Source organism: Enterococcus sp. DIV1279b (genome assembly GCF_050531515.1).
GTDB classification, from domain to species: Bacteria; Bacillota; Bacilli; order Lactobacillales; family Enterococcaceae; genus Enterococcus_D; species Enterococcus_D casseliflavus.
The window spans coordinates 355977-380663 of the sequence record NZ_CP172891.1; the positions used below are offsets into that span (position 1 = coordinate 355977).

Consider the following 24687-nt stretch of genomic DNA (forward strand, 5'->3'; position numbering starts at 1 on the left):
GATTTTATAGGATGACTATTTTAACGATGTTTGTATACGGTTAAATAACATTGTAATCGATAGTTTGTAGAAAGATTGGAGGTAACATCACCGTGGAAAGATTAGAAAAGAAAGAGAAGATGTCCTATCTTGCATCGCAATGTCAGAAATACAATTTGATAGATGTGAATCTTTATTCAGAATATGATGTGAAACGTGGACTGAGGGATTTAAATGGCACGGGGGTCTTAGCAGGGCTTACGACGATCTCCACCATTTATCCAGAAAAAATCATTGCTGGTAAGCCAATTGAAGCTTGTGGCGAGCTGCGTTATCGCGGAATTGACATCAACGAGTTAGTTGCAGGGTTCGTCAATGAAAAACGCTTTGGCTTTGAAGAGGTTGCATATTTATTACTTTTCGGCGAACTGCCAAACAAAACAGAACTTGCGGCCTTTCATTGCCTATTAGCAGAAAAACGTACATTGCCGACCAATTTTGTTCGTGACGTCATTATGAAAGCACCTTCTTCTGATATCATGAATAGCTTATCTCGCAGTATCTTGACACTGGCAAGTTACGATCCACAAGCAGATGACATCAGCATTGAAAATGTATTGGAACAAAGTCTGATGCTGATCAGTGTCTTTCCGCTCTTGGCAATCTACGGCTATCATGCCTACAATCATTACAATCAAGGGGAGAGTATGTATATCCACCGACCGACCGAAGAGTTGAGTACAGCTGAAACGATTTTGACTATGCTACGTCCAATGAAAGAATATAGCTTCCAAGAAGCCCAAACATTGGATATGGCACTGGTTTTGCATATGGAACATGGCGGCGGGAATAATTCGACCTTTACGACACGAGTCGTTACCTCCAGTGGGACGGATACCTATTCAACGATTGCTGCAGCGCTAGGTTCTTTGAAAGGGCCTAAACACGGTGGTGCTAATATCAAAGTGACAGAAATGATGGGAGATTTGAAGCGTAACGTTGCTGACCTTACCGATGAACAGGCGATCCGCAGCTATTTGGAAGCAGTTTTAGATAAAGAAGCGTTTGACCGTAAAGGATTGATTTATGGCATGGGCCACGCGGTATACAGCGACAACGATCCCCGTGCGGCGATTTTTAAAAATTATGTGGCAAAACTGGCCCAAGAAAAAGGATCAGAAGCTTGGCAAGAATATCAATTGTATACGATGGTCGAACGTATTGCTCCTCAAGTCATCAATGAAAAGCGCAAAATCTACAAAGGAGTCAGTGCCAATATCGACTTTTTCAGCGGGTTTGTTTATAACATGTTGGATCTGCCAGAAGAACTGTATACACCAATGTTTGCTATCGCGCGGATCGTCGGCTGGTCCGCCCATCGGATCGAAGAGCTGGTCAACGCACAAAAAATCATGCGTCCCGCCTACAAAGAAGTGTCAAACGATCGGGAATATATCGATATAGAGTCAAGATAGATCAAAACAGCAGGGAGGAAGCTCGCTGCTGTTTTTGTTTTGGACACTCGAAAAGAGAAGGATTGAGCCTTTTTTTGCGTATTTTTACTAGAGAGAAAATGAATGGCTTGGATCATTCGTTCATTAGAAAATTCAAGTTTTTCTCGTTTTTCATATAGGAATGCAAAAATTGATTACAAAGTTTCTTGCATTTTTTGTATGATAGAGGGAGGAATAAAGGAGGAAAGTTCACGAATGAAAATAAAAAAATGGATGGCGATTGCCATTATTACCAGTCAATTTTCAACAATGCTGCCAGTATCGGCTGCGGCATCTGTTTTGACGAACGAGTCTACTGCAGGTCAAAATACAGCTGAGTCAACGGTTCCGGGAGTGAACGGGCCAACCATGGGCTTGGTTCCTGAAGATGCCGCAACGGTACCAGGAGAAAACGGCGAAGTAGTTCCAGGAGAGTCAACACCTGCTCCTGAACAGCCAACACCAGAACCTTTGCCAGAACCAGAACCAACCCCGACACCAGAACCAACACCGGAACCAGAAGAGCCGACACCAAATCCTGATCCTGAGCCGAATCCAGAACCAGAACCAACACCTGAGCCGGCGCCAGAACCAGAAGAACCAGCACCAAATCCAGCACCAAATCCAGAACCAGAACCAGAGACAACACCAAATCTTGAGCCAGAATCAACACCAAGCCAGCCTTCGCCTGACATCAAAGAAGTACCGAATGTACCAGAGTTGACGGTAACGCCGCCGCAAGAAGATGAGCCAGCAAAATTTGAAGTCACGCCAGTCAAAGAAACGTGGGACTTTATTATGGAGATTGGAGAAGATGCTCGTAAAGTTGGACAAGAAGAAGATCTTTACGCATCGGTCATGATTGCCCAAGCGATTTTAGAGTCTGGCAGCGGAAGAAGCCGTCTGAGCCAGGAGCCTTTTTATAACTTATTTGGTATTAAGGGACTTTATGAAGGGAATGGGATTTCCTTCCAAACGCAAGAAGACGATGGTTCTGGTAATTTATACACAGTTCATGCCACTTTTCGCCAATATGACAGCATCGAATCTTCTTTGAAAGATTATGCGAAATTGTTGAAAGAAGGATTGGACCACAATCCGAATTTTTATAAAGGTGTTTGGAAATCAGAAACGGAATCTTATGAAGACGCCACGGAATATCTGACCGGACGTTATGCATCAGATACACAATACAATGAGAAGCTGAATGCGCTGATCGAAGCGTATGCACTGACGAGTTATGACAAAGAGAAACCAGAATTACCGACAGGCAGCGAAAAGATGATCTATCCTGTCAGCAATCCAGTTGTCTCCTCTGTCTTTGGTCCGCGAGGCAATGGGTTTCATCGTGGAGTGGACTTCGCCGCACCACAAGGAACGCCAATCATGGCTAGTCTTTCAGGAACGGTGATCCGCTCAGAATATCATTCTTCATGGGGAAATTATGTTGCCATTGAGCACAAAGATGGGCTGACGACATTGTATGCCCACAATCATCGCAATTTAGTGGAAGTCGGTCAAACGGTCGAACAAGGCGAGGTGATTGCTTCTATGGGAAGTACGGGGAACAGTACAGGCCCGCACTTGCATTTTGAAGTCAGTCTTTCACCAAGTTTAGCGCGACACCAACTGATTGATCCGTTGGAAGTTTTGTCAAAATAACACGAAAAAAAGAGAGCGTTGTAGATGCTTTCTTTTTTTTTGTCAAGAAAAACGAATCATTTCAGGAAAATTATGCTTTGAGATTTTTTTAGCGCATTCATTTTATCTTGCACGATAAATTTATTCCGAAAACAAGTGTTTTTCTTTGTAAAAAAAACAAAAAGAATTTATGCTAAAAAGGTAGGGAAAAAAATTCCCAAGAGGAATGTCCACTTTAGACAAGGTCGTGTATGCGACTTTGCGATGTCTCTAGTATCCTTTCTTATTTAACCAAGGAGTGTGAAAAATGACTGACGATCAGCAAACAACGAATGTGTCTAATGAAGCAGCGCAAGCAAGTCCACTGTCCTTTGAAGAGAAAGTCATTGAAACAATTGTTGGTGTCGCTTTGCAGTCAATTGATGGCTTGATTAGTGTAAATGGCAGATTTCTTTCAGATATGACCGAAAACCTTGAAGAACAGCCGCAAGTCGCTTCTGGCATTGATGTGGAAGTTGGCAAAGAAGAGGTTGCAGTTGACTTGGAAGTAATCGTGGCTTACGGCAAAGATATCCCCAAACTCTTTGCGCAAGTCCAAGAAGTGGTCTTAGAAGAAATTAGCCGCTTGACTTCTTTGAAAGTCAAAGAGATCAATATTCGAATCGCCGATATCGTCAAACAGGAAACGATCGATCAAATCGAAGGTTGAGCACCAAACAAAAAATCGAAGTACATCAAAGAGAAAGGAAGAATGAACAAATGATATCACTATATACAACACCCAGCTGTACGTCATGTCGTAAAGCCCGTGCATGGTTGACCGAAAATGAACTACCATTTAAAGAGAGAAACATTTTTAGCGATCCATTAAATAGTGATGAACTAATGGAGATTCTTTCTTTAACGAAAAATGGAACGGAAGACATTATATCTACTCGTTCGAAAGTGTACCAAAAGCTAGACATTGATTTAGAAGAGTTGAAGCTAGAGGAGCTGCTTTCATTGATCGAAAAATACCCGAACTTATTGAAACGACCAATTATCTTAGATGAGAACAAGCTCCAAGTGGGATACAATGAAGAAGACATTCGTAAATTCGTGCCACGAAACTTACGAAAGATCATTTTCAAACGACGTCAAACAGAGCTGCTCATGTTTAATTATCGCCAAAAGCAAGAAGAAGGCGAATCTGTTGCGAACTTTATCTAAAATAGGAACAAAACCGGCAAATGAATACAGCGATGTATCATTGTCGGTTTTTTTGGTATTTTTTAAGGGTCTTCTTAAAGGGATCCGTAAATCCGTTGAGTCCACAAAAAAACACGATTCCCAAAAGGAATCGTGTCGGTTGAAATCTTAAAGTTTTTGGTTGTAGAATTCAACGACTAGTGCTTCGTCAACTTCTGCAGACAATTCATCACGCTCAGGTAAACGAGTTAATGAACCTTCTAATTTTTCGCTATCAAAGCTTACAAATGACGCGCGGCCAGCTGTTGCTTCAACTGCTTCTTTGATTGTTGAGATGTTTTGTGATTTTTCACGAACGCTGATGACTTGTCCAACTTCAACGTGGTATGAAGGGATATCAACGCGTTTGCCATCAACTAAAACGTGACCGTGGTTTACTAATTGACGTGCTTGACGACGAGTAGTTGCTAAACCTAGACGGTAAACAACGTTATCTAAGCGTTGTTCTAGCAAGATCATGAAGTTAACACCGTGTTTACCTTCTTTGATTTTGCTTGCTTTGATAAACAATGTACGGAATTGACGTTCGTTCATGCCATACATATGACGCAATTTTTGTTTTTCAGTTAATTGCATGCCGTATTCTGATTTTTTGCCACGGCTGTTTGGTCCGTGTTGACCTGGAGCGTAAGGGCGACGTGCCAATTCTTTTCCAGTTTCTGATAAAGAAATTCCTAAACGACGAGAAATTTTCCATGATGGTCCTGTATAACGAGACATAATTTAGTTCCTCCAATAAAATAGTTTGGAGTAAAATAATCCGTTGAAAAATTCACATTCGTGCAGTTCGTTCTTCAATCTTCACCTTTGCAGCCGCGGTTACGCAATTGCACCCGAGGGGCAACGAACTGGTGACGAGCTGTTATTTTCCTGCTGCATTATTTTACACAAGGAATAGTATACGACAAACTAGGGGCAAAAGTCAAGATGGAGCTGGCTTTGGATTTGATGAAAACAAAGCTTGAAATTTTTCATTAATTACTTATATTTTCAAATATCTCTTTACAAATCAGCATTTCGTCATTAGAATATGGAAGTATTGTGCAAATTATAACGAAGTAAAATTTTTCATAAAAGGAGTAGAAAAATGAATCCAGTATCCCCATTATTTGAGAAGATCGATTCATCCATAGAAAAGAAAATCGATTTGATCAAGAGTAGTTATTTGCGTTACGCTGTACGTGCGATGATGGCTTGTTTATTCTTGACCCTCGGAACAGCTATTGCTTTTGCGATCGCTATGAAAGGTGAATCAATGGTTCACGGGTTAGGAAAAATTTTGTATGCATTTATGTTTAGCTGGTCTTTAGTCATGATTCTTTATATGAACGCAGAATTAGGAACATCGAATATGTTGTATATGACTGTTGGGGTTTACCGTAAACGTCTAAGTATTCCTTTGGCATTGAAAATTTTGCTTACGTGTGTCTTATTCAACTTGATCGGCGGGGTGATCTTCGGCTCGATCGTTGCGCTAACCGGACCTTTTCAAGGGCTGACCGCAGACAACTTTATGCTGACCTCGATCACTGCAAAATTAGAAAAATCCACTATCCAAATTTTAGTGGAAGCGATGTTCGCTAATATCGTGGTAAACACAGCCGTGTTGGTAAGCATGCGGATGAAAGACGATGCTGGAAAAGTCGCAGCAATCATTTTCATCATCTTCATCTTTGCTTTCTTAGGCTTCGAACACGTCATCGCTAACTTCCCAGCGTTTACCTTAGCTTTCTGGGCTTCAGGGGGACACTTGGCAGGCATGACTGTCGGCAGTGTGATCCATAATTTAGTTTTTGCCTTTATTGGTAACTATATCGGCGGTGGCTTGGTCATGGGACTTGGCTATGCATGGTTGAACAACTCAAAATCGACCTATGTCGACTAATCAGAACCTACAAAAAGAAGCAGCGATGCTTCTTTTTTTCTTTTCTCTAACATTTCTCTAGGAAGAAGCTATCATCCCTTAACGGAGCGTTGAAATCAGCGGTCATTTGTGTTAAGAATAAGTATGTACGGTTTTTCTTGCTGTTTTTTGTAAAAATGACCGCAACCAAGACCAAAATCTTAGTTACTTCTTAATAGAAAGCGAGCCTTAACCTTTTATGAATCGGAAATTCTTTGCCTTTGATATTGATGGAACCTTGCTTGACTCGAACAAACAGCCACTAGACAGTACGCTAAAAGCCCTTGACCTTCTGCGAGATGCTGGCCATTTCGTGACCGTTGCCACTGGGCGCAGTCGTTTTCACGCCCAAGACATTATTCGTTCATTGTCCTTTGATAATTACATTTTATGTAATGGGGCAGCCGCCTTTCTTTCGCATCAGCAGGTGTATAAAAATTTGCTCGATGAAACGCAATTGGCTGCTTTCGTGGCAGAAGCCCAAGAGCTTGGGATCGATACGGCCTTTGTCGGGATGGATACAGCGAAACGAGCGTCTTCGTTGGATATTGCTAAAATGGAAGCAGCGATGCATTCCTTTGGTGCCCAACTTCCTGAGCTGGACATGGACTTTCCTGAAGAAAAAGAAGTCTATCAAGCATTGGCTTTTTACGGAAAAGAGTATGAGCATTTTTTTGACGAGAAATACAGCAAACTGCGTTTTGTACGTTGGCATGAAAACAGTGTGGATGTCGTTCCAAAAGAAGGCTCCAAAGCAGCAACGATCTTGTGTGTCGCAGAACAATTAGGGATAGCACAAGAAGATGTGATCTGTTTTGGTGATGGCCAAAACGATCGTGAAATGCTGACTGCCGCAGGTGTCGGTGTGGCAATGGGCAATGCGGTCCCTGAGATCCAACAAGTCGCAGATATGGTGACCGCTAGCAATGATGAAGATGGCATCTGGTTAGCCTTGAAAGAATTACAACTGATTTAAAAAGGAATCCTTTAGACATAGCACAGTCGATTTGCGGCATCTGTGCTATGTTTTTTTGTTTTTTCTCGGTCGCAAAGAAAATAAATTGGTACAATAGAAAAAAGGGGGAATGCAGCAAATGAAAATCGCATTGATTGCTCATGATCGAAAAAAGGATGTAATGGTAAAATTAGTGACTGCCTATCGAGAAATTTTAGCGCAGCATGAACTTTTCGCAACAGGAACTACGGGGAAGAGGATCGAAGAAGCAACCCAGTTGCCTGTCCACCGCTACAAATCAGGGCCGCTGGGAGGAGACCAGCAAATTGGCGCCATGATTTCGCAAGATGACTTGGACATGGTGATCTTTTTGCGCGATCCTTTAGCCGCACAACCCCATGAACCAGATGTAACGGCATTGATTCGCTTGTCAGACGTGTACGAGATTCCTTTAGCCACCAATATGGGAACGGCAGAGATCTTGCTGCGCGGCTTAGCAGCTGGCTTTGCTGATTTTCGACAAGTGATCCACGAAACGGACAATCGTCCCCTGTCGTTATAAAGATAGTAGAAGAATTGAAGAAAAAGGACGTGCAGAATTGAAAGCAATCTTAAAGGATTTTTTGACCTATGCAAAAATGAATACTCGCTCGGATGCCACGAGTCAGACCATCCCAACGACGCAGGGACAAGTTGAGTTGGCTCTTTTATTGAAAGATCAGTTGATCGAGATGGGATTAGCGGATGTTGCTTACTATGAAAAGAATAGTTTTGTGATCGGACGTCTACCTGGTAATCCTGAAAAAACGGCGATCGGCTTTATTGCCCATGTAGATACGGCAGATTTCGAAGCTGAAAATATTCAACCGCAGATCCATGAAAATTACGATGGCAAGGATGTTTGTTTAAATAAAGAAAAAGCCATTTATATGACAACTGCTGAATTTCCTAATCTCAAAGACTATGTCGGCGAAACGTTGATCACAACGGATGGAACGACCCTGCTGGGTGCAGATGATAAAGCTGGTATCGCAGAGATCATTGATGCGCTGCGGATCTTACAAACGATGGATGCGCATAAGCGTGGCGATGTCTGGGTCGCTTTTGGTCCGGACGAAGAGATCGGGACTGGCGCTGATCGCTTTGATGCGGCGGATTTTCCAGTAGCATTTGCTTACACGATGGACAGTGGTCGCGTGGGCCATATGGAGTATGAAACCTTTAATGCGGCTCGTATCGATATAACGATCGACGGTACGAGTGTGCATCCTGGGACTGCCTATGGTCGTTTGGTCAACGCCTTGAAAATCGCGCATCAAATCGATGATGCCTTACCAGCAGAGGAAGTTCCTGAACGCACCCGCGGGTATGAAGGCTTCTACCTGCTGCACAATTTGACGGGACATATTGGTCGAGCAGAAGTTTCTTATATCATTCGTGATCACGATCATACGCTTTTTGAACAGCGAAAAGCCAACATCGTGGGGATCATTGATGAACTGAACACAGCCTATGGGCAAGAACGTATCACCTATACGCTGTATGATCAATATTACAATATGGGGGATTTGATCAAGAAAGATCCCCGCAGTATCGAAGCTGCCCGAGCAGGGATGCAAGCGATTGGCGTGACGCCGATCGAAGCACCGTTTCGTGGCGGGACCGATGGCTCGAAAATCACCTATAAAGGGATCCCAACACCGAACTTATTTGTCGGCGGTGAAAACTTCCATGGCCAGTATGAATTTATTACCGTGGAAGCGATGGAAAAAGCCCGTGATTTGATCGTGGCGATCGTAGAACATGTAGGACAAGAGGACACCACTGTTTCCTAAGAGAATTAAGCGACACGCTAGACTGATGCGAAAGAGTCTAGCGTGTTTTTTTGTTCTGCTGCAGGGAAGAACCGCAAGTGAAAGAACCTTTTTTTTCTGGACCAAAACCCTTATAATAGAAAAGAAGCTAAAAGAGAAGAGGAAAAATGTGTGCGGGTATTATTCATTGGAGATGTAGTTGGTTCATTAGGAAGAGAAACGATCACGGAGTACCTTCCAAAATTAAAAAAGGCGTATCGGCCACAGGTGACGATCGCAAACGGCGAGAATGCGGCGGCGGGTCGTGGGATCACTGGTAAAATCTATAAGAAATTTTTGCAAGATGGTGTCGATGTCGTGACACTAGGCAATCATACATGGGACAACCGTGACATTTTTGAATTTATTGGCGATGCGAAGAAAATGATTCGTCCAGCCAATTTTCCAGAGGGAACACCGGGCGTCGGCATGGTATTTGTGAAAGTCAACACCATTGAATTAGCGGTAATCAACATGCAAGCTCGCTCGTTCATGGTAGACCTTGATGATCCGTTTCGCAAAATGGATGAACTGGTTGCGATTGCCCGCAAACGCACACCGTTTATCTTTGTGGATTTTCATGGGGAGACCACCAGCGAAAAACAAGCGATGGGCTGGTATTTGGATGGCCGTGTTTCGGCAGTCGTCGGCACGCATACCCACGTCCAGACCAATGATGCGCGGATTTTGCCCCAAGGAACGGCTTATTTGTCAGATGTCGGCATGACTGGTCCTTATGATGGGATCTTGGGGATGAAACGCGAACCAGTCATTGAAAAATTTTTGACGGCGTTGCCGCAACGGTTTGAAGTGATTGAAAAAGGCCGCAGTATTTTGTCGGCTTGCTTGCTTGAGATTGATGAAGCCACTGGTAAAGCAAAATCGATCCGTCCGATCCAAATCAGTGAAGATCGCCCGTTTACAGAATAGGAGAAGCATGGAAGAGCAATTAGCCAAGGAACCACACGTTGCCCAAGAGCTGGCTGCTTTGCAAAGGCTCTTGTCTGATCATCCGATCGTTCAAGAATTTCAAGAAATTCAAGCACGAGCCTTGCAAAACCAAGGGCTATTGGAGCTGGAAGAAGCGTTGAAGCAAGCGCAAAAAGAAATCGTTCAATTTGAGCATTATGAGAAACCCGAAGCAAAAAAAGCTGCCGAGCAGCGTTATGCGTCATTGACAAACGAATACGAGCAGCATCCTTTAGTGGTTGCTTATCGCCAAGCGTTACTGCAAGCAGATGAATTGCTGCAATATGTCACGACGGAGATCCAAAAGAAAATGAATAAAGCCATCGAGGAGGATGAAACCAATGCCTCAAAAAACTAAAAATACCCCGATGATGGAACAGTATTTAAGCATCAAGGCTCAGTACCAAGATGCTTTTTTATTCTATCGTTTAGGGGATTTCTATGAATTATTTAATGAGGATGCTGTCAAGGCAGCACAAATTTTAGAACTGACGTTAACCAGCCGCAACAAAAATGCGGAGGAACCGATCCCTATGTGTGGGGTGCCTTACCACGCTGCCAGCAATTACATCGACACCTTGATCGAGCAAGGCTACAAAGTAGCGATTTGTGAGCAAGTGGAAGATCCAAAAACCACCAAAGGAATGGTCAAACGCGAAGTCGTTCAACTGATCACGCCGGGAACGGTGATGGACAGCAAAGGCCTATCCGCCAAAGAAAACAACTTTTTGACAGCTGTTTTGCAGCAAGGGGAGCGTTTTGGCTTTGCCTATGTCGATCTAAGTACCGGTGAATTAAAAGCAGCGCAATTGGAAGATGAAGAAGCTGTCGTCAATGAGGCCGCCGCTCTGCAAACGAAAGAAGTCGTTTTGTGCAGCGAGATCCCTGAGTCATTGCAAACAACACTGACCAATCGCTTGAATGTCGTGTTTTCTAAGCAAGAAACGTTGGAAGAAAATGCCGAATTTCAATTTTTAACAGAACCTCTCTCCCAAGAGTTAGAAAAAGTAGTCACAGGGAAGTTGCTAAGTTATTTGGCGATCACCCAAAAACGCAGTTTAGCGCATATTCAACAAGCCGTGGAATATCAGCCCGATCATGCCTTGAAAATGGATCATTATTCCAAATTCAACTTAGAATTGACGCAGTCGATTCGAACTGGCAAAAAACAAGGGACTCTTTTGTGGTTGTTGGACGAGACAAAAACCGCAATGGGTGGCCGTTTGTTAAAGCAATGGTTAGACCGTCCCTTGATCCAGCCAAAGAAAATCACTGCCCGCCAAGAAATGGTCCAATCGTTACTGGACAGTTTCTTTGAGCGAGCAGATCTGCAAGAAGCGTTGACGAAAGTCTATGACATGGAACGCTTAGTCGGACGGGTCGCCTTCGGAAATGTCAATGGCCGCGATTTGCTGCAGTTGAAATCTTCTTTGGAGCAAGTGCCTCTGATCGCGCAATTGCTGCAAGGCATCAACCGTGGCGAGTGGAATGACTTGCTGCTGGAATTAACGCCCTTAGATGATTTGGTTGCACTGATCGAAGCTGCGATCGATGAAGATGCCCCGTTACAGATCACGGAAGGCAACATCATCAAAGACGGGTTCCATCAACAATTAGATGAATACCGTACAGCGATGCGTAACGGCAAGCAATGGCTGGCGGAATTAGAAGCCAACGAACGCCAAGCGACGGGAGTCAAAAACCTGAAAGTTGGGTTCAACCGCGTCTTTGGCTATTACATTGAGATCACGAAAGCCAATCTAGTGAATTTAGATACCTCTCGCTACGAGCGCAAGCAAACGTTAGCCAATGCGGAACGGTTTATTTCCCCCGAGTTGAAAAAACTGGAGACTTTGATTTTAGAAGCCGAAGAGAAATCGGTGGATTTGGAATACCGCCTGTTTCTTGACGTCCGTGAAGAAGTGAAAAAGAGTATCACCCGTCTGCAAAAGTTAGCCAAAGCCGTCAGTGCGGTCGATGTCTTACAAAGTTTCGCCACAGTTTCGGAACGCTACCAATACGTGCGGCCGACAGTAGCGAAAAAACGAGCGGTATCGATCATCGACGGCCGTCATCCTGTAGTGGAAAAAGTCCTTGGTCACCAAGAGTACATTCCGAATAGTATCGTGATGGATGAAGAAACAGAGATCTTGTTGATCACAGGACCAAATATGTCTGGGAAAAGTACGTACATGCGGCAGTTTGCCTTGCTAGTCATTATGGCGCAGATCGGCTGTTTCGTACCCGCACAATCTGCAGAGATGCCGATTTTTGATCGGATCTTTACTCGCATCGGTGCCAGCGATGACCTGATCGCCGGTCAAAGCACGTTTATGGTGGAGATGATGGAAGCCAACCAAGCGCTGCGTCATGCAACGCCTAACAGCTTGATTTTGTTTGATGAGTTAGGGCGTGGGACTGCGACCTATGATGGCATGGCATTGGCACAAGCTATCATTGAATATATCCACAAAGAAGTTCATGCCAAAACACTTTTCTCCACCCATTATCATGAGCTGACGGTGTTAGATGAGGAATTGGCGCACTTGCGCAATGTCCATGTTGGTGCCGTTGAAAAAGAAGGCGAAGTCGTCTTCTTGCATAAGATGATGGAAGGGCCCGCAGATAAAAGCTATGGGATCCATGTAGCCAAAATCGCTGGACTGCCAAGTGCACTCTTACAGCGCGCAGCCACGATCTTAAAAGCGCTGGAAGAACATGAACCGACGGTACAGCCAAAACCCGTCGTCGAAGAAAGTCAGCAGTTGTCGTTGTTTAGTGAAGTATCTACGGAAGAAATCGGCGTCATCGATCAGTTGAAGAAATTGAATCTGTTGGAAATGACCCCGATGGACGCTCTGAATACATTGTACGAGCTGCAAAAACGAATTTAGAAAGAAGGTCAGCAGATGGGAAAGATCCAAGAGTTATCCGAACGTCTGGCGAACCAAATCGCGGCAGGAGAAGTCGTTGAGCGACCGGCTTCTGTCGTCAAAGAATTAGTTGAAAACGCCGTGGATGCCGGCAGTACCCAAATCGATATTTTTATTGAAGAAGCGGGCTTGCGTAAAATCCAAGTCATCGATAATGGCGAAGGAATTGCAGAAGAGGATGTCTTGACTGCCTTTAAACGCCACGCCACCAGCAAAATCCACAATCGGGATGACTTGTTTCGAATACGTACCCTCGGGTTTCGCGGGGAGGCTTTGCCTAGTATCGCTTCGGTTTCGATCCTCTCGATTGAAACGGCAGTCAAAGGCACCCAACAAGGCTCCTTTGTGCGCTTAAAAGGCGGCGCTGTTGAAGAGCATCTGCCTGCCAACTTGCGGCAAGGAACCAAGATCACTGTGGAAAACCTCTTTTACAATACACCGGCACGTTTGAAATATGTCAAGACGCTGCAAACGGAACTAGCGAACATCGGCGATATCGTCAATCGGATCGCCCTGAGCCACCCAGAAGTGGCTTTTCGTCTCGTTCATGAAGGCAATAAGATGTTGAGCACCACTGGAAGTGGGCAGTTAAAACAAACCATCGCAGGGATCTACGGGGTGGAAACCGCCAAAAAAATGATCGCGATCGATACTGAGGACCTCGACTTTAAAGTCACTGGCTTTGTGTCACTGCCAGAAGTCACCCGAGCCAGCCGCAACTATTTATCCACGATCATCAATGGTCGTTATATTCGCAATTTTGCTTTGAATAAAGCGATCGTTGCTGGTTACGGATCAAAATTGATGGTCGGTCGTTTTCCATTAGCTGTCCTTGAAATCAAAATGGACCCCTTATTAGTCGATGTCAACGTTCATCCGACTAAGCAAGAAGTTCGTTTGTCAAAAGAAGAAGAACTGACCAAGCTAATCAGTAAAGCCATCAATGAGGCGCTGCGGGAAATCAATTTGATTCCTAACGCCGCTGACAATCTGCGTTTCAAGAAAAAAGTGGCCGATCAGCCAAAAGCCCAGCAGCTTGGCTTGGAACTGGAGTCAGCAGGAAATTCGACTTCTGGGTTGTCTTATAATCGCGAAACAGGGAAATTTGAGGTGCAGGGCAACACTTATCAACAGACTGTGGATAACTCTGTGGAAAAACCTGTGGAGGAAGGTGGAAAACTTCCAGAAATGCCACAGGAATCTAGCGACAACCTGTTGGAAGAAACCGAGGAAACCTTTCGCAGTTTGGAAGAGACGCTGCCAAATAAGCCTGTCCGAAAACCATTTGTGGAAGGCCAGACGGAAACAAAAGCGTCGCTGCCAGAAGCGCCAGTCTTTCTCCCAGATGAGACGCCAGAGCTTACGGCGCAGGATCTGCAAAGTCAAGCGACTCTGCATCCTGAAATGCATGGGGATGACCGCAACTACCTAAAAACGGTCGAACGGTTGCTGGAAGAAGAACCAGCGAAGGAGCGTTTTCCCCAATTGGATTATTTTGGGCAGATGCATGGGACCTATTTGTTTGCCCAAAGCGAGGCGGGGCTATATATCGTCGACCAGCATGCGGCGCAAGAACGAATCAAATACGAGTATTACCGCGAAAAAATCGGCGAAGTGACCAATGACCTGCAAGAATTGTTGGTGCCGATCGTTTTGGATTATCCCAACAGCGATGCACTGCAATTACAAGAACAAAGCGACAAGCTGGCAGAAGTCGGGATCCATCTGGAATCTTTTGGGACCAATAGTTTCATCGTCCGAGCGCACCCGACTTGGTACCCTAGCGGTGAAGAAGAAGCCATCATCCGCGAAATGATCGATATGTTATTGACGACAGGAAGTGTCAGTGTCAAAAAGTTTCGTGAAGCAACCGCGATCATGATGAGCTGCAAACGATCCATCAAAGCCAATCACTATTTGAATGAAGCACAAGCTAGGATCTTGTTGCAAGATTTAGCGAAATGCGAGAATCCCTTCAACTGTCCCCATGGTCGTCCGGTGCTGATCCATTTCACCAACAGCGACATGGAGCGGATGTTCAAACGGATTCAAGATCCTCATCGAGCAAGGAGTGGCATGGAATGATTATTTTGGCTTCACAGTCGCCGCGGCGCAAAGAATTACTAGCAGAGTTAGTCTCGGAATTTGCGGTCATACCAGCAGATATCGACGAGTCGGTCCGACCAAACGAAGCTGCGATCCCTTATGTCCAACGGATGGCAGCAGAAAAAGCGGCGGCTATTGCGCAAACCTATCCTGAAGATCTGGTGATCGCGAGCGACACGACGGTCGTGGTGGGTGAAGAAATCTTAGGAAAGCCAGTCGACCGTAAAGATGCTCTGTCGATGTTGCGAAAAATGAGCGGACGTACCCATTGGGTGCATACCGCCGTCGTTTTGCAAAAAGGCAAACAGCAACGCCAAGCAGTGGTTTCGACGGAAGTTGTGTTTCGTCCTTTGACGGATCAAGAGATCGACAAGTATCTTGCCTTAGATGAGTACCAAGACAAAGCGGGCGCCTATGGGATCCAAGGGGCAGCCAAAATATTTGTCTCATCGATAAACGGCGATTTTTATACGATCGTAGGATTTCCTGTCGCTACGGTCTATCAGTTGTTGCAAGAGTTTACGGAGGAGGAATAAGGATGGATGTTTCTGGTAGTTGTCTTTGCGGCAAAGTCACGATCAACTTGACGGGAGTTGCGAAAGAAATCACGGTTTGTCATTGTAGTCTCTGTCAAAAATTTCACGGCGGACCGATGTTTGCTCTTGCGCCATGCGCTGAGGACCAGATGACTCTTCAAGGAGCGAAGTGGCTGCGACGTTACGATTCTTCTGAGTGGGCACAGCGAGGATTTTGCAGTCAATGCGGCTCGAGCCTGTTCTTTTACCTCAAAGAAGCACACACCTATTTTTTTGCGGCTGGGTTGTTTGGCAACATGCCAGAAGCTGTCTTAAGCGAAGAAATCTATACAAAAGATCAACCGCATTTCTACCATTTTGCGGAACCAACGACTCGTTGGCAAAAGCTACAAAACCCTTAAACAATTTGAGCAAGTCATTTTACATTCGCTAAGAAAAAAGGCATGATAGAGCATACAGGATGAGTCTAGAGGAAAAGCAGGTGAAAAAATGACAGATAAAAAAGAATTAAAAGAAAAATTGTCGCCAATCGAATATGCGGTGACCCAAGAAAATGCAACCGAACGCCCCTTTACTGGCGAGTATGATGATTTTTATGAAAAAGGGATCTATGTTGATATCGTCAACGGAGAACCATTGTTTGCTTCTACTGATAAATATGACGCAGGTTGTGGCTGGCCGTCCTTTTCGAAACCGATCAGTCGCCAAGATATTCAAGAAAAAGCCGATTTTTCTCACGGCATGCATCGGGTAGAAGTCCGCAGTAAAGAAGCTGACTCTCATTTAGGACATGTTTTTTCAGACGGTCCTCAGGACAAAGGCGGTTTGCGCTATTGTATCAACTCGGCAGCATTGAAGTTCATCCCTTTAGCAGAAATGGATGAAAAAGGCTATGGCGAATTCAAATCACTCGTTGAGTAAGTATTAGGAACTGTGTGCGAAAAAAAGACGCAGCAGCATGTCTCGTTTGAAAAAATGCGACTGAAACAACGGTTTTTCCTCCGTTTGTTTCCTGCTAAGCCTTTTCCTTCGTTCACAGTCCTTTTTTTGCCCTCTCGTCTGTGCTACAATAAAGGGAACATATGTACAGAAAGGAAAGCACATGTACGAATATATCATAGGAAAAGTAACGGATATCTTTCCGGCGTATATCGTCGTTGAGACCCATGGCATCGGCTATCAGATCGCTTTTGGCAATCCGTATTCATTTAGCGGCAAGTTGAACCAAGAAGTAAAAATCTATCTGCACCAAGTGATTCGTGAAGATGCTCATAGTCTCTACGGCTTTGCCACGATCGAAGGCAAGCAGTTGTTTTTAAAATTGATCAGTGTCTCAGGTATTGGACCAAAGAGTGCGTTAGCAATCATGGCCAATGAAGACCATACAGGGTTGATCACGGCAGTCGAAAATGGGGACGTCAATTATTTGACTAAGTTCCCAGGTGTCGGTAAAAAGACGGCGCAGCAAATGATCCTAGACTTGAAAGGCAAAGTGGCTGAACTGGTTGGAGAAGAAGCGATCGTTCCTCTAAGCGTAGCAACGACTGCTTTAGATGAAGCAATGGAAGCCTTGAAAGCATTGGGTTATAGCGAAAAAGAAGTCAAGAAAGCCGAAAAACAATTAGCGGCGAATACCACAAAATCGACGGATGAGTACTTGCGGGAAGCTCTCCGATTGATGATGAAAAAGTAAGGAGCAAGTAGACGATGGATGAACGAATTGTTTCGCCAGAAAGCACTGAACAAGAAGAGATCATCGAAAAATCCTTGCGTCCGCAAACCCTTGCCCAATATATCGGACAAGACAAAGTCAAGCAGGAGCTTTCGATTTATATCCAAGCGGCGAAAAATCGAGAAGAAGCGTTGGATCATGTCCTCTTATATGGTCCGCCAGGCTTAGGGAAAACAACGATGGCAATGGTGATCGCCAACGAGATGCAGGTCCAAATCAAGACGACCAGCGGTCCTGCGATCGAAAAACCAGGGGATTTGATTGCGATCTTGAATGAGCTACAGCCAGGGGATGTTCTGTTTATCGATGAGATCCATCGCTTGCCTCGTGTCGCCGAAGAAATGCTTTATTCGGCAATGGAAGATTTTTATGTAGATATCATGGTGGGGCAAGGGACAACGGCTCACCCGGTTCATTTTCCACTCCCGCCATTTACCTTAGTCGGCGCAACGACGCGGGCGGGGATGCTCTCGGCGCCGCTACGGGATCGCTTCGGGATCATTTCTCATATGCAATATTATGAAGACCATGATTTAAAAGAGATCGTGCAGCGGACTGCGTCGATTTTTGAAACGGATATCGTGGAAGAAGGGGCGATCGAAATCGCCCGCCGATCCCGAGGCACTCCACGGATCGCCAACCGGTTGCTTAAACGAGTTCGCGATTATGCGCAAGTGCAAGCGGATGGCTTGATCGATCGCGCCGTTGCTGATCAGGCATTGGCGCTTTTGGCAGTCGATCATGCTGGCTTGGATTATATCGATCAGAAATTGATCCGCACGATGATCGAATTGTATCAAGGCGGCCCGGTGGGATTAAGTACGATCGCTGTCAATATCGGGGAAGAAACCGAAACAGTGGAAGATATGTACGAACCGTTTTTGATCCAAAAAGGATTTTTGAAACGCACCTCGCGTGGGCGGATCGCAACGCCGTTAGCCTATGACCATTTTGGCTATCCGCAAAGAAGTGAATAGAACGAAGCAGCAATCAACGATAATTGCTGCTTTTTTGTGCTTTTGGTGAAACGTTTCTTTTTATTTTTTAATGATTTCTGAGAATCAATCGATGTTGAAAAAATACAGCGTTTGTGAAATTTGATTAGAAGGAAATATTTTGAAAAAGGATTTCTTCTGAAAAAGCTGATATGAAAGCTTTTTTATTTGTGAGGAACCCAACAAAATTTGTGAAAAAAGAAAAGCTGAAAAAATAATTGGAAAGGCTTGCATTTTCGATTGGCAGCGGATATAATCTTTTTGTAGAAACGTTTCACCAAAATGTGGAGATATAGGTAGTGTTGCGAGGATAGAAAGAAGGAGATTTTGTGTATGAGTAAACTGCAAAAGTTTTATAGTCAACGGCAGCTTCACTGGATGGTTTTTCCCGGCGTGGCATTTATGATCGTATTTAATTATATTCCGATCTACGGAATTATAATCGCTTTCAAAAACTATACGGTGATTGACACGATTTCATCAGCACCATGGGTCGGGTTAGAGAATTTCCGTATCATTATGAATGACAGTTTTTTCTGGGAAGCGGTTAGAAATACGTTAGCCATCAGCTTATTGAAATTAGGTTTAGGTTTTGCGATCCCGATTGTGTTAGCCATTATGATTTTTGAAATGCAAGATGGCCGCTTGAAGAAATTTATTCAAACGGTTTCATACATTCCCCATTTTTTCTCATGGATCGTGCTAGGTGGGATGATGATTTCTTGGCTGTCAACGAACGGCTTTATCAACCAAGTGCTGATGTCCGTAGGATTGATGGACAAAGGGGTCAATCATCTGTTGGATCCAAGCAAATATTGGTGGATCGCGGTCCTTTCTGATCTATGGAAAGAAGTCGGCTGGGGAACGATCCTTTACTTGGCAGGTATGTCGCGGATCGATCCAACGTTTTATGAAGCCGCACGAATCGATGGTGCCAGCAAGCTAAGACAGATTCGTTCGATCACATTGCCATTACTGACACCGATCATCTCCTTAAACTTGATTCTGAATGTGAGCGGTATCTTAGGGTCAAACCTAGATCAAACATTAGTTTTAATGAATTCACAGAACCAAAACCGTTCAGAAGTCATCAACTCCTTCGTTTATAAAATGGGGTTGACGCAAGGTGATTTCTCTTATGCAACTGCTGTCGGCTTGGGGATCGCGGTCATTTCCGTCATCTTATTGGTGATCACGGATCGAGTGACCCGCAAGTTGAACAACGGCAATTCAGTTATCTTATAGGAGGAAAAAACATGATCAAAAGAAAAGCAAAAGAAAACACGTGGTTTTACTTCTTCAATACCGTGATCTTGATTTTATTCTCATTGATGATCATCGTACCGATTTGGAATATCTTGGTTTCCTCCGTGTCTTCTAGTTCTGGATTAGCGGGCAACGGCCTCGTGTTATGGCCCAAAGGCTTTACCTGGGAAAACTATCGGAAAGTTTTTTCCGACGCAAGTATCCCCCGTGCCTTCTTGATCTCAGTGTTAAAAACGGTTCTTGGGGCTGCGACCCATACCTTGTTTTGTGCGATCGTGGCTTACGGATTGAGTAAATCACGCTTGGTCGGCCGCAACATCTATACAACGATGGGGGTCATCACCATGTACTTCAGTGGTGGGATGATTCCAACATACTTGCTGATTCGCTCGCTAGGATTACTGGATTCTTTCTGGGTCTACATTATTCCAGCCTTGTTCAGCTACTATGATGTCGTAATTTTAATGAACTTTTTCCGTGAGATTCCGCCTTCACTCGAAGAATCTGCGAAGATCGACGGTGCAAGTGAATTCCAAATCTTCTATAAAATCTTCTTACCATTAACGAAACCGGCCTTGGCAACCATCATCTTGTTCAACGGGGTTGGCCAATGGAACGATTTTATGACGACAAAACTGTATATCACAAAAGAGTATCTCTATCCGCTGCAAATGAAGATTTATGAAATCATCGTCCAATCCAACTTGAGTACGATGACTGAAAGCGGTAGTACCGACTTTATCGTCCAAGCAACGACCCGTGGGGTTCAGTTGGCTACGATCGTCATCACGACAGTGCCAATTTTAATTATATATCCATTGCTTCAAAAACACTTTATCGGCGGTATGATGGCCGGTGCAGTAAAAGAATAGAAAGAGGGATAGACATGAAAAAAGTAGTAGGCGGTTTATTGGCAGCATCAGCATTACTCAGCTTAGCAGCATGTGGCGGCAGCTCAGACAATGCCAGCAGTTCGGATTTTTCTATCAAAGATCGGTATGAGTTAGATGAAAAGACACCAGCATGGAAACTCGATACCAAAGAAGAACCAACCAAGATCACATGGTACATCAATTCAGACTGGACAGCTTTGCCATTTGGTGAAGATGTGACGACAGCCCAAATCAAAAAAGATTTGAACATTGATATTGAATTTATTTCAGGGGATGATTCGAAATTAAACGCTTTGATTTCAAGTGGTGATATGCCTGATATCGTGACGTTGATGGATAAAACCAGTCAAGCAGCCACAAAAGCTGATAGCTGGGCATACTCATTGAACGATTTAGCGGAACAATACGATCCGTATTTGATGAATGTCGTGACCGAAGATACCTTCAAATGGTTTGCTTTAGATGATGGCAAAACTTATGGCTATCCAAACTATTCCAACACAGCAGCAGACTACGAAAGCGGCAATATTCCCGTCAACGACAACTTTGTGATCCGTGAAGATGTCTATGAAGCATTAGGCAAACCAGATGTTTCAACTCCAGAAAACTATGTGAAAGTCATGAAAGAAATCAGCGAGAAATTCCCTGATTTGACACCAATGGGCTTCACAACGATCGGCGAAACAGCAGGACCATTCTTAGATAAATTGCAAGATTTCTTAGGTGTTCCATTAGAAGATGAAGATGGTGCGTTCTACGACCGTAATTTAGATGAAGAATATATCTCATGGTTGAAAACCTTCAATCAAGTGTATCGTGACGGCAACATCAGTGATGACAGCTTTACCGATGACGGTCCAACCTATGATGAAAAAGTAAAACAAGGGGACTATGCAACGATCTTAGTCGCAGGAACGAGCGGACAAGGTGGGAACTTCACTGAATTCATGAAAAACTCTGACACACGCTACATCGCAATCGATGGCCCTGCCAGCACGTCTGGTCGTGAAGCAACCTTGAACCAAACAGGAATCTCTGGCTGGTTGATCAACTACATCACAAAAGATGCGGCGGATCCAGCAAAAGTAACCCAACTCTTCACGTACTTGATCGATGAACCAGGACAAATTTTGACAAAATTCGGTGTTGAAGGCGTGACGTATGAATACAACGATGAAGGCAAAATCGATTACTTGCCAGAAATCAAAGAAATGGAACAAACCGACAACGAAGGCTACAACAAAAAATATGGTATCAGCCGTTTCAACTACTTTAATAATGACCGTGTCAATGCAATGAAAGTCAAAACCGAAAATGCGTTGACTCAAATGCAAGAGTGGGGCGAAGGCAAATTGTATCCACACTTTGTGATCGAAAATACGGATCCAGATGCTGGAACTGCTGAAGCACGTTCAAACACAGCCATCAAAACCAAAATCAACAGCACGATCATCTCATTGATCCGTTCAAAAGATGAAGGAACATTTGACAGCACACTAACCGACTTTGAAAGCTTCTTAGATTCAAACAACTGGGATGCAATCAAAGACATTAAAACTGAAAAAATGGCCGAAAACCGCGAACGACTAAAATAACCCCCATAGGAGAGGAAAGGAAGCCAAAAAAAAGACCTTTCCTCTCCTTTGCTTTGAAACACAGGTTTTGCGCGTACTTTGCGCAAAATCTGATGTTTCAAAGTACTAGGCGACTGCAGGGAGCGTAGTGACCGTACAAAGAATCACTGCAATTGGCTCACGTAGTGAGACATGCAAGCTGCAACCTGCAACCCAGAAAACTGTACGTTGAGAAACGACCCAAATTCACAAGAAGGCAAGAAACAAGTTTACGTAGCACCCGCAGCACAAATCAGCAAGTTTTGATTGGAGGATCATAATGAATCGACTATTTTCTTATGAAGGATGGTACTATCGGGTCTTTGCTTTTTTAGCAGATATGATCATTGTTAGTTTTCTCTTTATGATTCCAGCAATGACGCTGATTCTCGCAGGACCAGCATTGATCGCGCTGTATCAGACGATCGATCAATTGTACAAGGAACGGGATGTCCCGATTTGGCAGCGATACAAGCAAGCATTCTTAAGCAATCTCAAACGTGGGCTCTTCTTAGAAGGTCTTATTATTGCGTATGTCGCAGTCTTTGCTGGGTTGATCTATTCCTTGATGATGATTACACCTTACTTTGGCGTTTTAGCCGTGATCCTCGTTAGCTTGGCTGCGCTGTATCTCGTCGTGTTCGTTCTCTTGTACAGCTTGTTTGCCCAATCATTGCAAGAAACAGCAAAAGAAACGGCCTATGCGGTTCTTAGCAGTACGGCGAATGCGATCATTTTATTGGTGGTCCCAATCATTGTCTTTGTATTGTGCAGCAAAGTGAACCTATTCTTATTTGTTTGTTTAGGGATCTCAGGCTCAGCCTTTGTCCAAGTGTTGTTTTTCAATAAAGTATTAGCGAAGGGGGAAGAGACAAATGACTGAATCCACAGCGACGGATCGATCCTGTTTTTGGGCTTCGGTCCAACAAGAACTTGACACCCTTCCGCTAGCCTTTGAAAGAACCAAACAAGCACCTTTGCTGAAAGGGATCGATTGTTTTACGATTTCTTTTCAAAGTCTTGGTAATGAAACGATCTATGGGCATCTGCTGCTGCCAGAACAAGCGGCAGATTGTCCAATCGTGATTGATTTTTTAGGCTATATGAATCATGTGCAAGAACCGTTCCAATTTGCTCATTGGTTATTGATCGGCTGCGGCTGTCTTGTCATCGACAATCGCGGACAAGGGGGACGCACGCAAGATCAGGTTCCCTATGAGACCACGCAGCATGAAGCACCTTTTGGACGCGGCATCTTGAAAAAAGAAGATTTTTATATGAAGCGATTGGTCGCAGATAGTTTGCGCACACTAGAAGTCCTTCAACAGATACCGGAAATCGATCCGCAGCGCATTATTTTAAGAGGCGGCTCACAAGGAGGCGGCATCGCCTTATTGGTCAACGCATTAACGAACGTCCCGATTTTTGCGACGTTTGCCGATGTCCCAAGCCACTCCAATCTTGTCCATCGGATCGAACAAAAAACAGGAAGTTACCAGGTGATTCAAGAGTATATTGAACAATTTCCAGAAACGCGGGAAACGATCTATCAAGTCATGAGTTATTTTGATTTGAAGTATTTTGCTCATCAGATAACTGGTCCTGTTTATACATCGGTCGGCAGTGCTGATCCCATCTGTCCCATGGAAGATTTCTTCGTTTCCTATAAAAAGATTCCTGGACCGAAAGAATTGCGTATTTACTTAAATAAAGGGCATGGTGGCGGCGAAGCGAAACAAATCCGTCGTGAAATGCAGCAAATCACAAAATTACTCAAAGGAAATGAATGCAGATGAAAGCAGCAACCTACAATCTACGAGTCGATACCGACTATGACCAAGAATGGCAATGGCACTATCGATCGGAGGCGGTCTGCTCCTTGATCGATTACTACGACTGGGATGTTCTGGCGATCCAAGAAGCTCGTCCCAGCCAATTTGCGGATTTAGCAAAGTTAGCGCAGTATGCTTCCGTCACGGCTGAACGTGACGGTGATGGCTTAGGCGAAGGCATCGGACTGTATTATCAAAAAGAGGCTTTCGAGTTATTAGATTCAGGTTCGTTTTGGTTGTCATTGACACCGACTGAACCAAGTATTCATCCAGAAGCTGCGTATTCACGCTTATGTGTTTGGGCAGTCTTGCAGGAAAAAAAGAATCCGCCGTTTCTTGCTATCACGACTCATTTAGATAATATTTCAGAAATGGCTCGTTTTGAAGGGATGAAAGTGATCCTTGAGCAGCTGGCAGATCAGATCGAACGCTATCCTGTATTGCTGATGGGCGACTTGAATGCGGAGCCAACGGAGCGGGTGCATCGGTACTTAGAGCAGCATTTTCAAAATGCCAAAGAACATGGACAAAAGCCGCATCATGGGCCAAAAGGCTCCTATCAAAATTTTATTTATACGTTACCATGGCAAGAACTAGAAGAAATTGATTATATCTATACGAAAGGCTTCACGGTGGTCAAAACCGCCTGTCTAACGGATTCTTGTGATCGTCGTTTTCCCTCCGATCATTTTCCTTTAGAAGCAGAAGTCCAATTTGAAGAAAGCAAAGGATGAATAAAA

At 44.2% G+C, this 24687-nt stretch carries 24 protein-coding genes; 23 read left to right on the forward strand and 1 reads right to left on the reverse strand.

Annotated features, from left to right (window positions below; genetic code table 11):
- Window positions 1-92: 92 nt before the first annotated feature.
- From IGI71_RS01705 to spx, 4 genes are all read left to right on the forward strand, one after another.
- Window positions 93-1454 carry a citrate/2-methylcitrate synthase gene (locus IGI71_RS01705; protein ID WP_428210840.1) on the forward strand — a complete coding sequence of 454 codons (1362 nt, stop codon included), beginning with the start codon at window positions 93-95 and terminating at the stop codon, window positions 1452-1454.
- Window positions 1455-1688: 234 nt separating this feature from the next.
- Window positions 1689-3134: a peptidoglycan DD-metalloendopeptidase family protein gene (locus tag IGI71_RS01710; RefSeq protein ID WP_430616154.1), complete on the forward strand. Its 1446-nt coding sequence runs from the start codon at window positions 1689-1691 to the stop codon at window positions 3132-3134.
- Between the two features lie 286 nt (window positions 3135-3420).
- Window positions 3421-3822, forward strand: a complete 402-nt coding sequence (locus tag IGI71_RS01715) for an Asp23/Gls24 family envelope stress response protein (RefSeq protein WP_005227156.1) — start codon at window positions 3421-3423, stop codon at window positions 3820-3822.
- A 50-nt stretch (window positions 3823-3872) separates the two neighbouring features.
- On the forward strand, window positions 3873-4322 hold the full coding sequence (gene spx / locus IGI71_RS01720) for a transcriptional regulator Spx (RefSeq protein WP_010748641.1): 450 nt from the start codon (window positions 3873-3875) through the stop codon (window positions 4320-4322).
- 147 nt (window positions 4323-4469) lie between these two features.
- Here spx and rpsD read toward each other — a convergent pair whose 3' ends face one another.
- Entirely contained in the window at window positions 4470-5081 is a 612-nt protein-coding gene (rpsD, locus tag IGI71_RS01725) for a 30S ribosomal protein S4 (protein WP_005227158.1), read from the reverse strand.
- A gap of 367 nt (window positions 5082-5448) precedes the next feature.
- On the opposite strand from rpsD, the gene IGI71_RS01730 reads away from it, so the two are divergent.
- The 19 genes from IGI71_RS01730 to IGI71_RS01820 all read left to right on the forward strand — a co-directional run bounded on the left by IGI71_RS01730 (window position 5449) and on the right by IGI71_RS01820 (window position 24681).
- Entirely contained in the window at window positions 5449-6246 is a 798-nt protein-coding gene (locus IGI71_RS01730; protein WP_005227159.1) for a formate/nitrite transporter family protein, read from the forward strand.
- Between the two features lie 217 nt (window positions 6247-6463).
- Window positions 6464-7240, forward strand: a complete 777-nt coding sequence (locus tag IGI71_RS01735) for a Cof-type HAD-IIB family hydrolase (protein WP_005227160.1) — start codon at window positions 6464-6466, stop codon at window positions 7238-7240.
- 118 nt (window positions 7241-7358) lie between these two features.
- The gene (locus IGI71_RS01740) at window positions 7359-7781 is read left to right on the forward strand and encodes a methylglyoxal synthase (protein WP_008376307.1); all 423 of its coding nucleotides are present in this window, start codon (window positions 7359-7361) and stop codon (window positions 7779-7781) included.
- 37 nt (window positions 7782-7818) lie between these two features.
- A complete protein-coding gene (pepT, locus tag IGI71_RS01745; protein WP_005227162.1) occupies window positions 7819-9054 on the forward strand; it encodes a peptidase T in 1236 nt (411 codons plus the stop codon).
- Window positions 9055-9204: 150 nt separating this feature from the next.
- Window positions 9205-10002: a TIGR00282 family metallophosphoesterase gene (locus IGI71_RS01750; protein ID WP_010748642.1), complete on the forward strand. Its 798-nt coding sequence runs from the start codon at window positions 9205-9207 to the stop codon at window positions 10000-10002.
- A 7-nt stretch (window positions 10003-10009) separates the two neighbouring features.
- Window positions 10010-10399, forward strand: a complete 390-nt coding sequence (locus IGI71_RS01755) for a YlbF family regulator (RefSeq protein ID WP_010748643.1) — start codon at window positions 10010-10012, stop codon at window positions 10397-10399.
- Complete coding sequence (mutS, locus tag IGI71_RS01760) at window positions 10383-12935, forward strand: DNA mismatch repair protein MutS (RefSeq protein WP_010748644.1); 2553 nt, start codon at window positions 10383-10385, stop codon at window positions 12933-12935. Before IGI71_RS01755 ends, mutS begins: the two co-directional genes overlap by 17 nt.
- Window positions 12936-12950: 15 nt before the next feature.
- Window positions 12951-15059 carry a DNA mismatch repair endonuclease MutL gene (gene mutL / locus IGI71_RS01765; RefSeq protein ID WP_428210838.1) on the forward strand — a complete coding sequence of 703 codons (2109 nt, stop codon included), beginning with the start codon at window positions 12951-12953 and terminating at the stop codon, window positions 15057-15059.
- The gene (locus IGI71_RS01770; RefSeq protein ID WP_081116165.1) at window positions 15056-15616 is read left to right on the forward strand and encodes a Maf family protein; all 561 of its coding nucleotides are present in this window, start codon (window positions 15056-15058) and stop codon (window positions 15614-15616) included. Before mutL ends, IGI71_RS01770 begins: the two co-directional genes overlap by 4 nt.
- A 2-nt stretch (window positions 15617-15618) precedes the next feature.
- A complete protein-coding gene (locus IGI71_RS01775) occupies window positions 15619-16017 on the forward strand; it encodes a GFA family protein (protein ID WP_010748647.1) in 399 nt (132 codons plus the stop codon).
- An 88-nt stretch (window positions 16018-16105) separates the two neighbouring features.
- Window positions 16106-16537: a peptide-methionine (R)-S-oxide reductase MsrB gene (gene msrB / locus IGI71_RS01780; protein WP_008376288.1), complete on the forward strand. Its 432-nt coding sequence runs from the start codon at window positions 16106-16108 to the stop codon at window positions 16535-16537.
- 181 nt (window positions 16538-16718) lie between these two features.
- Window positions 16719-17309: a Holliday junction branch migration protein RuvA gene (gene ruvA / locus IGI71_RS01785; protein ID WP_005232405.1), complete on the forward strand. Its 591-nt coding sequence runs from the start codon at window positions 16719-16721 to the stop codon at window positions 17307-17309.
- Window positions 17310-17323: 14 nt separating this feature from the next.
- Window positions 17324-18325 (forward strand): Holliday junction branch migration DNA helicase RuvB, encoded by a 1002-nt coding sequence (gene ruvB, locus IGI71_RS01790; RefSeq protein WP_010748648.1) that lies wholly within the window; start codon window positions 17324-17326, stop codon window positions 18323-18325.
- Between the two features lie 351 nt (window positions 18326-18676).
- The gene (locus tag IGI71_RS01795; RefSeq protein ID WP_005232388.1) at window positions 18677-19588 is read left to right on the forward strand and encodes an ABC transporter permease; all 912 of its coding nucleotides are present in this window, start codon (window positions 18677-18679) and stop codon (window positions 19586-19588) included.
- Between the two features lie 11 nt (window positions 19589-19599).
- Window positions 19600-20481, forward strand: a complete 882-nt coding sequence (locus IGI71_RS01800) for a carbohydrate ABC transporter permease (protein ID WP_005227173.1) — start codon at window positions 19600-19602, stop codon at window positions 20479-20481.
- 14 nt (window positions 20482-20495) lie between these two features.
- Window positions 20496-22097, forward strand: a complete 1602-nt coding sequence (locus IGI71_RS01805; protein WP_010748650.1) for a sugar ABC transporter substrate-binding protein — start codon at window positions 20496-20498, stop codon at window positions 22095-22097.
- 298 nt (window positions 22098-22395) lie between these two features.
- Window positions 22396-22998, forward strand: a complete 603-nt coding sequence (locus IGI71_RS01810; RefSeq protein WP_010748651.1) for a DUF624 domain-containing protein — start codon at window positions 22396-22398, stop codon at window positions 22996-22998.
- Complete coding sequence (locus tag IGI71_RS01815; RefSeq protein ID WP_010748652.1) at window positions 22991-23911, forward strand: acetylxylan esterase; 921 nt, start codon at window positions 22991-22993, stop codon at window positions 23909-23911. The genes IGI71_RS01810 and IGI71_RS01815 overlap by 8 nt, the downstream gene beginning before the upstream one ends.
- Complete coding sequence (locus IGI71_RS01820) at window positions 23902-24681, forward strand: endonuclease/exonuclease/phosphatase family protein (RefSeq protein WP_010748653.1); 780 nt, start codon at window positions 23902-23904, stop codon at window positions 24679-24681. Before IGI71_RS01815 ends, IGI71_RS01820 begins: the two co-directional genes overlap by 10 nt.
- The last annotated feature ends 6 nt before the right edge of the window (window positions 24682-24687 follow it).